General features: G+C 65.6%; 9 protein-coding genes (1 of these 9 only partly in view). 2 read left to right on the plus strand and 7 right to left on the minus strand.

Features of this window, described 5'->3' with window-relative positions:
• Positions 1–488 precede the first annotated feature (488 nt).
• On the minus strand, positions 489–2,186 hold the full coding sequence (gene rny, locus U2P90_RS02265; protein ID WP_322473620.1) for a ribonuclease Y: 1,698 nt from the start codon (positions 2,184–2,186) through the stop codon (positions 489–491).
• 238 nt (positions 2,187–2,424) lie between these two features.
• On the minus strand, positions 2,425–3,159 hold the full coding sequence (locus tag U2P90_RS02270; RefSeq protein ID WP_322473621.1) for a dienelactone hydrolase family protein: 735 nt from the start codon (positions 3,157–3,159) through the stop codon (positions 2,425–2,427).
• Positions 3,160–3,285: 126 nt separating this feature from the next.
• Between U2P90_RS02270 and U2P90_RS02275 the strand changes: the two genes are divergently transcribed.
• Positions 3,286–4,092 (plus strand): phosphotransferase, encoded by an 807-nt coding sequence (locus tag U2P90_RS02275; protein ID WP_322473622.1) that lies wholly within the window; start codon positions 3,286–3,288, stop codon positions 4,090–4,092.
• A gap of 90 nt (positions 4,093–4,182) precedes the next feature.
• On the opposite strand, the gene rplI is transcribed toward U2P90_RS02275, so the two are convergent.
• The 4 genes from rplI to rpsF form a co-directional block, all read right to left on the minus strand.
• The gene (gene rplI, locus U2P90_RS02280; protein ID WP_295821305.1) at positions 4,183–4,623 is read right to left on the minus strand and encodes a 50S ribosomal protein L9; all 441 of its coding nucleotides are present in this window, start codon (positions 4,621–4,623) and stop codon (positions 4,183–4,185) included.
• 11 nt (positions 4,624–4,634) lie between these two features.
• Complete coding sequence (gene rpsR / locus U2P90_RS02285; RefSeq protein WP_136390362.1) at positions 4,635–4,910, minus strand: 30S ribosomal protein S18; 276 nt, start codon at positions 4,908–4,910, stop codon at positions 4,635–4,637.
• Positions 4,911–5,031: 121 nt separating this feature from the next.
• Entirely contained in the window at positions 5,032–5,934 is a 903-nt protein-coding gene (gene ssb, locus U2P90_RS02290) for a single-stranded DNA-binding protein (RefSeq protein ID WP_322473623.1), read from the minus strand.
• A 134-nt stretch (positions 5,935–6,068) separates the two neighbouring features.
• Positions 6,069–6,377: a 30S ribosomal protein S6 gene (gene rpsF, locus U2P90_RS02295; RefSeq protein ID WP_322473624.1), complete on the minus strand. Its 309-nt coding sequence runs from the start codon at positions 6,375–6,377 to the stop codon at positions 6,069–6,071.
• A gap of 140 nt (positions 6,378–6,517) precedes the next feature.
• Between rpsF and U2P90_RS02300 the strand changes: the two genes are divergently transcribed.
• Entirely contained in the window at positions 6,518–7,027 is a 510-nt protein-coding gene (locus U2P90_RS02300) for a DinB family protein (RefSeq protein WP_322473625.1), read from the plus strand.
• A 24-nt stretch (positions 7,028–7,051) separates the two neighbouring features.
• On the opposite strand, the gene U2P90_RS02305 is transcribed toward U2P90_RS02300, so the two are convergent.
• Positions 7,052–7,508 carry the 3' end of a serine/threonine-protein kinase gene (locus U2P90_RS02305; RefSeq protein ID WP_322473626.1) on the minus strand. It continues 536 nt past the right edge of the window, so the window shows 457 of its 993 coding nt (coding positions 537–993); its start codon lies off the right edge, out of view; its stop codon occupies positions 7,052–7,054.

The raw sequence follows: 7,508 nt of genomic DNA on the forward strand, positions 1-7,508 counted from the left end.
TGCAGCTGGTGTCAAACCCATGCGCCGGTCGAAAAAAACGGCGTTCTGGACAACTGTCGTGCCGACACCGGGGCAATGGTGGTGCATAGGCCGAGGCTGCGTGGCCGGGTCGGCCACAGGCAATAAAAAAGCCGCCTTCTTCGGCGGTGATAGAAAAAGAATAGCGCGGTATGCAGGCGGTGTCAAACCCATGCGAGCCGCGAGAGAACGGCCGTGCTGGACGAGCGTTTCAGAGTGCGCGTCTCGTGTGCTGTGCATAGCCCGATATTGGCGGGCCGCCCCGAACCGATCACGGGCACAAAAAAAGCCGCCCTCTCAGGCGGTGATAAGCAAAAGATAGCGCGGTATGCAGGGCGTGTCAACTCCATCCGGCGCGTCCGGAAAGCGCCTCGCTGGACGGTCTTTCCAGCGTCTGGTGCTGGCACGCATTGCATAGGAAGGGGGCGGCCCGGTCGCCCGTGGCCGCCCCTCACCGCGCCGCCGGCTTCCTAGCGGGCGACCTCGACGGCGCGGCTCTCACGCACGACGGTGACCTGCACCTGCCCCGGGTACTCCATGTCCTGCTCGACCCGCCCGGCGATCTCGCGGGCGAGCAGGGTCGCCTGGGCGTCCGTGACCTTCTCCGGTTGCACGATCACGCGCACCTCGCGGCCCGCCTGGATGGCGTAGGCCTGCTGCACGCCGGGGAACGACACGGCGATCTGCTCGAGCTGCTCCAGCCGGCGCACGTAGGATTCCAGCTCCTCGCGCCGGGCACCAGGCCGGGCCGCACTGATCGCGTCGGCGGCGGCCACCAGCACCGAGTACAGCGTCTCGCCGTTCTCCGGGTCGTGGTGGTGGGCAATGGCGTCGATGACCTCCTGGGGCTCACCGAAGCGTTTGGCGAGGTTGATCCCGATCTCGACGTGCGTGCCGTCGATCTCACGGTCGATGCTCTTGCCCACGTCGTGCATCAGGCCGGCGCGGCGGGCCATGCTGGCGTCCAGACCCAGCTCGTCGGCCATGATCCCGGTCAGGTGAGCGACCTGAATGCTGTGTTTCAGGACGTTCTGCCCGTAGCTGGTGCGGAAGTACATGCGGCCCAGCAGCTGCACCAGCCCCGGCTTCACGCCCACCACCCCGGCCTCGATCCCGGCCTCCTCGCCCTGGGCGTGGATGAAGACCTTCATCTCCTCCTGCGCCTTGTGCACCATCTCCTCGATACGGGTGGGGTGAATCCGGCCGTCGGCGACCAGAGCGTCCAGCACGTGCTTGGCGACCTCGCGGCGCACCGGGTTGAAGCTCGACAGGATCACCGCCTCCGGCGTGTCGTCGATGATCAGGTCGACCCCCGTCAGGGCCTCGAAGGCGCGGATGTTGCGGCCCTCGCGGCCGATCAGGCGGCCCTTCATGGCGTCGTTCGGGATCGGCACCACCGAAACGCTCAGCGCAGCGCTCGTCTCCGAGGCGCTGCGCTGGATGGCTTGCGCGATCACATGCCGCGCCGAGCGCTTTGCGTCCGCTGTGGCCCGCTCGTGCATGGCCTTCACGCGGATGGCCTTTTCCTCTTCCAGTTCCGCGTCCAGTCTGGACATGATCTCGTCGCGGGCGGCCTCGGGCGACAGGTTGGCAACCTCATAGAGCTTGAGGTCGATCTGCTTGCCGCGCCCCTCGAGTTCCGCCTCGTGCTCGCCCAGCGTGCGGGCGCGCTCCTCCAGGCGTTCTTCCAGCGCATCGAGTTTTTCGCCGCGCGCGTCGAGCTGCTCGGCGCGGCGGTTGAGGCGTTCGATCTCGCGCTTGAGCTCCTCGCGCTCGCGCCGCGTCTCCTGCCGGTCGCCCGCCAGCGCCTCGCGGTCGCGGGCCATGTCCTGCTTGGCCTGCGACCGCTCGGCCTCCACCTGTGCCCGCAGGGTGGTGAGCTGCTCGCGCTGGGCGTCGAGTTGCGGTCCCAGCGCCGTGAGTTGTGCCTCGCGTTCTCCTGCTTCCTGAATCCGCCGTGTGGCGTCCTGTCTGGCCTGGTCGGCCTGTTCCCGCACCTGCCGCGCCTCCGCCTCCGCTGCTGCCCGGATGCGTTCCGCTTCCGCACGGGCTTCCCGTTGCAGGCGGTCATCGAGTTCGGCCCGCTGACGCAGCCCTCGCCCCTGACCACCCAGGAACCCCCCGACCAATCCGACCAGGAGCGCCACAATGACCCAGATGGTCGTCATGCTGCCTCCTCCTCGGTTCTTCATGAGCACGGCCGTGACCGGACATGCCCGACTCTTAAATAGGGTTGACACGGACGTCACAAGGAACAGGACGTCCAAGCGCAGTGTAGCCCCAAAGGTGTGAAAGGGCGTTCAGGAAGGTGGCACGGCCAGGGTGTTCAGTGGCCGCTGCTCCGGCACGGCAGACCACAGGCCCGGCACCATGTGGGAGACCGGGCCTGGATGGGCGGTGATCACGCTATTTGAGCCAGGTTCCAAAGTAGGTCAGCATGTCCTGACGTGCTCCCCGGCTGGCCGGCGTGTCGGCGATCAAGCTGTTGCTGAGCAGGAACCCGTGCGGCTCGCCCTGATACACGCTGAGCTTGAAGTTCTTCCCAGCCGCGTCCAGCTTCTGCGCGTAACTGTAGATCCCGGCGATCGGGCTGGGAACGTCCTTCGTGCCGTGCAGGATCAGCATGGGCGTACTCAGGTCACCGATCAGCGCCGCCGGGGCCTGGGGCTTGGCCGCCGTACCGCCCTGATCCGGGAAGCCGTACCACGCCACGCCCGCCTTGAACTGCTTCATCTGCGGCAGCAGCAACATGGTGTAGCGCCCGCCTGCACAGAAGCCGGTCAGGCCCACCGCGTTCATGTTCACGTCCTTCCTGGCCGCCAGGAACTTCAGGCCGTCCTCGACCAGCGCCTTGACCGTGGCGTCGCTGGGCTCCTTCTCGAAGGTCTGCCAGCCCAGCGCCAGCGTCACGTAGCCGGCTCCCGCCATCTCGTCCACCAGATCCTTGTAGCCCTGCTCCAGCCCGTTGAACGAGTGGATCAGGATCACGGCCGGTTTGGGCGTCGCGCTCGCCGGCGCGGACAGGTAGCTCCTGTAGTCCTTACCGAAGCTGGTGACGGTCACGTCCCCACCCTTGACCGCCTGGCCCAGCGCGAGAGACGACAGAACGAACGCGGACAGAGACAGCGTGTGCTTGAGCATGGATTGATCCTCCACGTTCAACCGTAACGGCTGCCGCGGCATCGGTGGTGTGCCCTGCGACAAGGCCCTTCACGCGGATGAGGGGAGGAAAGGCATCCGAGCGACGGGCCGTGCCAGGATAGAAGCATGCAAGCGGACGGGGGCGGACATCCGGAGGAGACGCTCTCCGCCAATGCACAGCGGAAGGGCGACATCGTTCTGAAAAAAGCCGGGGCGTGGTCTGACGCCGTCATAGCCCTCCTCAGACATCTGGAGAGGGTCGGCTTTGGTGGAGCGCCTCGTGTGCTGGGCGATGGCTACGCACCAGACGGCCGCATGACGCTGACGTACGTCCCAGGTGAAAGCGCTCATCCTGGAGCGTGGCCGGAAGGCACGGTGGAGAGGATCGGCGAATTGTTGCGCGGGCTTCATGACGCCACGGCAGGGTTTGTTCCTGATCCGAAGCTCGAATGGTGGCCCACCTGGATGAGGGAAGTCGGCGACGATGATCTGGTCATCGGACACGGTGACGCCTCGCCATGGAACATCGTCGGTCTGGAGATGAGACCCTCCGCCCTGATCGACTGGGACTTTGCCGGGCCGGTAAGTCGCCTGACTGAACTCGCCTATGCGGTCTGGCTCAACGCCCAGCTACACGATGACGACATCGCGCAACGCCAGCATCTGCCGGAGGCAGTGGTTCGGGCGGGGCAGGCGCATCAGATCATGGATGGGTACCGGCTTCCAACCAGCCAACGTGCAGCTCTCGTTGACCGGATGATTGAAGTTGCTGTGCAGAGTGCGCGGCACGAAGCGATTTCTGGTGGAGTCACACCGGACAGCACCTCGGCAGTGGCGGCAGACGGGTATCCCACGCTCTGGGCGATCACCTGGCGGACGCGCAGCGCCGCGTGGATGCTCCGTAACCGGCGACTGCTGATTCAGGGACGCTGAGTTTCAGACCGTGCGGTACTCGAACCGGCCCAATTCAGAGATGTAAAAACCCCCACCACTCGGGCGGGGGCTTTCCTCTTCGTTCTCGCCTTACTTGGTGGCGTGGACGACGAGCTTCATGGGGATGGTGACTTCGGGATGGGCGCGGTACGCGATGTCGTACTCGCCGATTTCCTTGACGGTCTTCGGCATGTCGATCTTGCGCTTGTCCACGTCGAAGCCCAGCTTGTCGAGCGCTCCGGCGACGTCGGCATGCGTGACGGCCCCGTAGATCTTGCCTTCACCGGCGCGGACGCTGAGTTCCACGGCGACGCCGTTCAGGCGGCTGGCCAGATCCTCGGCCGTCTTCTTCTCGGCGGCCTGGATCTTCTGGCGCGAACGGATCCGCGCCTCGAGGCTCTTCATGTTGCTGCTGGTGGCAGGCGCGGCGATGCCCTGGGGGATCAGCCAGTTGCGGGCGTAGCCGTTCTTGACCTCGACCACGTCGCCGGTCTTGCCCAGCTTGCCGGGTTCCAGAAGGATGACTTGCATGTCAGCGCTCCTTACTTCCGAACCAGTTTCTCGGTGTAGGGCAGCAGGGCCAGCTGGCGCGCGATCTTGATCGTCTGCGCGATGCGGCGCTGGTGCTTGGCCGAGAGGCCGGTGCGGCGGCGGGGGAGAATCTTGCCCGTGTCGCTGACAAAGCGGCGGAGCATCTTCACATCTTTGTAGTCGGTGATTTCCAGTTCCCCGATGGAGAACGGATCGACCTTGGGCTTGCGGGGGCGCTTGGGGCCCTTGCCGCGCGGCTTGCGGTCGCTGTTGTCGCGTTGCGTCATGTGATGTCCTCGGCGCTTTCGCGCCTCGGGTCTGAGATCTGAGAGCCAGATGGTCTGAGGAAGCGGTATACCCACTTCTCGGACGTTCAGACTCTTAGACCTTCAGACCGCGTGCCTGCCCTTAAAACGGCAGGTCTTCTTCCTCGGGTGGGAAGTCATCGAGACCCTGATCAATATCCAAGCCGCCCGAACGGTTCCCCCCAGCGGTGGCGGTCGCCCTGGCCGGCTGTGCACGGGTGGCCTGGGGGCGCGCGGCGCTGCTCGCGGTCTGCGTGCGAGGCGTCGCGGGGGAGGCAGCGTAGCCGGATTGTCCGGCGGCGGCGCCTCGGGACAGGGCTTCGACCCTCGTCGCTTCTACTTTGGTGCTGTTGCGCTTGTTGCCGTCCTTGTCTGTCCATGCCTCGTTGACCAGTCGGCCCTGAATGACGACGGGGTCGCCTTTCTTCAGATCCTTCATGGACTCGGCCAGCTCGCGCCACAGCGTCGCGTCGATCCAGTGGGTCTTCTCCTGCTTCTGCCCCTGACGATCCGTCCAGCTCTCATTCACGGCCAGGCCGAGTCCGAGCACGGCGTCGCCGGCGGGGGTGTAGCGCAGATCCGGATCACGGACGACGTTGCCGATGAGCACGACCTCGTTCATGCCTCTGCCCATGCGAACGCCGCCACCGGCATCCTGAACGAGTTCAGGTTCCGTACCGAGCTGTTCCATGCGTAGGGCCTTGACCTTGACCATGCTGCGTTTGCCGCCTTCAGGCGCTTCCCACTGGCTGTAGTCCAGCGTGCCTTCGACCATCACGGCGTCGCCGCCTTTCAGGTTGCGTTCGGCCTGCCATTCGGCGGGCTTCCCGAGGATCGACACGCGGTGGTACCACGGCAGTTTGCGCTCGCGGCCGTCGGTGCCGACGACGTGGTCTTCACCGGCCACGGTCGCCTCGAACACGGCAGTGCCGTTCGGGGTGTACCGCAGTTCGGGATCGCGGGCGAGGGCGCCGATCAGATAGACGTGGTTCATGCCTCTGGCCATACTGGTTGCTCCTTTGTTGCTGGCGTGGTTCCCTGGGGAACACTGACTGGGGTTGTGTGTTGCTGGCGATGCGGCCTTTGCAGGTTGACCGGACGATAACAAGGCCCGAGCATTCTGTCAATACCTAAACAGACTCAGGCCTTCTTGGTCTTCCACTCCGGGCGGTCTTTCACCACCAGGACGCGGCGGACGTGGTCGCGCAGGCGCAGGGTGGACGCGATGTCCTTCTCGGGGTTGCCAGCGGCCTTGATGGTGTACATCAGGTAGTAGCCCTCGCGATCCTTGCCCACCTGGTAGGCCAGGCGGCGGTTGCCCAGGTCGTCCAGGTTGCTCAGCTCGGCCCCGGCGTTCTTCATGGTGCTCTCGATGAAATCCTTCTCGATCTGCACCTGCTCGGCGCTCAGGTTCGGGTTGAGGATGAGATTCAGGTCGTATGTGTTCATGTGTCACCTCCAGTGCGTGCATCCGTGGCAGGGTTTGCCCTCGCCGGCGCAGCGCAATTGACAACCATACCAGAGTGCAGGGGCGCTGACCAGAGCCACGCGGCGCATCCCGTCGGAAGCGCCACCCGGTACGCTGGGGCATGACCCAAGACACCGGTGACCGCGCAGCGCAGCATCCCATCGACGGCATCCTCGACATCCTGAACGAGGCCGTCCTGGGTGGAACGCCCGGTCAGGGCACGGCCTTTCTCGACGGCACCAGGGCCGATGGAAGTGGGAACCACGGCCTGCTGGCCACGCTGGCCACTGTCGATGCGGTACAGGCCAGCCATGACGTGAACGGCACCAGCATCGCGGGTCACGCGCGGCACACGGCCTTCCACCTGGAGGTCATCGTCCGCTGGGAGCGTGACGGTGACCGCGGCCCCTTCGACTGGAAGGGCAGTTTCCTGCCCGAGCAGGTCGAGGCGGACGAATGGATCGCTGTGCAGACCCGGCTGAAGGACGCCTACGAGGCGGTCGTGGCCTTTGCCCGCAGCCGCCGCGACGCGCCGGTCGATGGTGATGTCACCGGCGGCCTGAGCGGCGCTGTCGCCCATGTGGCCTATCACCTGGGCTCAATCCGTCAGATGGTCAAGGTCGTGTCGTGACGCCGGGTCAGCACCGGTCGGGAGTCATTTCCGGCGTCTGAAGGGGTTCCACCCGCGCTTCTCGTCGTCCTTGTCGGTCTTGGGAGGGGGAGTGGTGTCGGCGGGCCGGGGAGCCGTCCGCTGGGTGCTGTGACCGTGCCGGCCGACGTTCTTCACGGGTTCGGCCGGGGGCTTGCGCGCATCGTCCTCGCCCCGCTCCTCATCGGTCTGTTCCCCCAGTGACAGGAGAATCTCCCGCCGGATCGCCTCGGCGGTCGGGCGATCTGAGGGGCGTTTGGCCAGGGCCAGTTCTGCCATTTTCGACACGCTGCGGGCCACGCCGGGATTCAGATGGCTCAATGACACCGGAAAGCGTGTCAGGTGGGCGACCATCAGTTCCTCGTAGGAGTTGCCGTTGAACGGCCGATCCCCGCTGAGGAGTTCGTACATCAGGATGCCCAGGCTGTAGACGTCGCTGGCACTGCTGCTGGTCTCGCCGTGG

Origin of the sequence: Deinococcus sp. AB2017081, assembly GCF_034440735.1 — a bacterium.
GTDB lineage: Bacteria > Deinococcota > Deinococci > Deinococcales > Deinococcaceae > Deinococcus > Deinococcus rufus.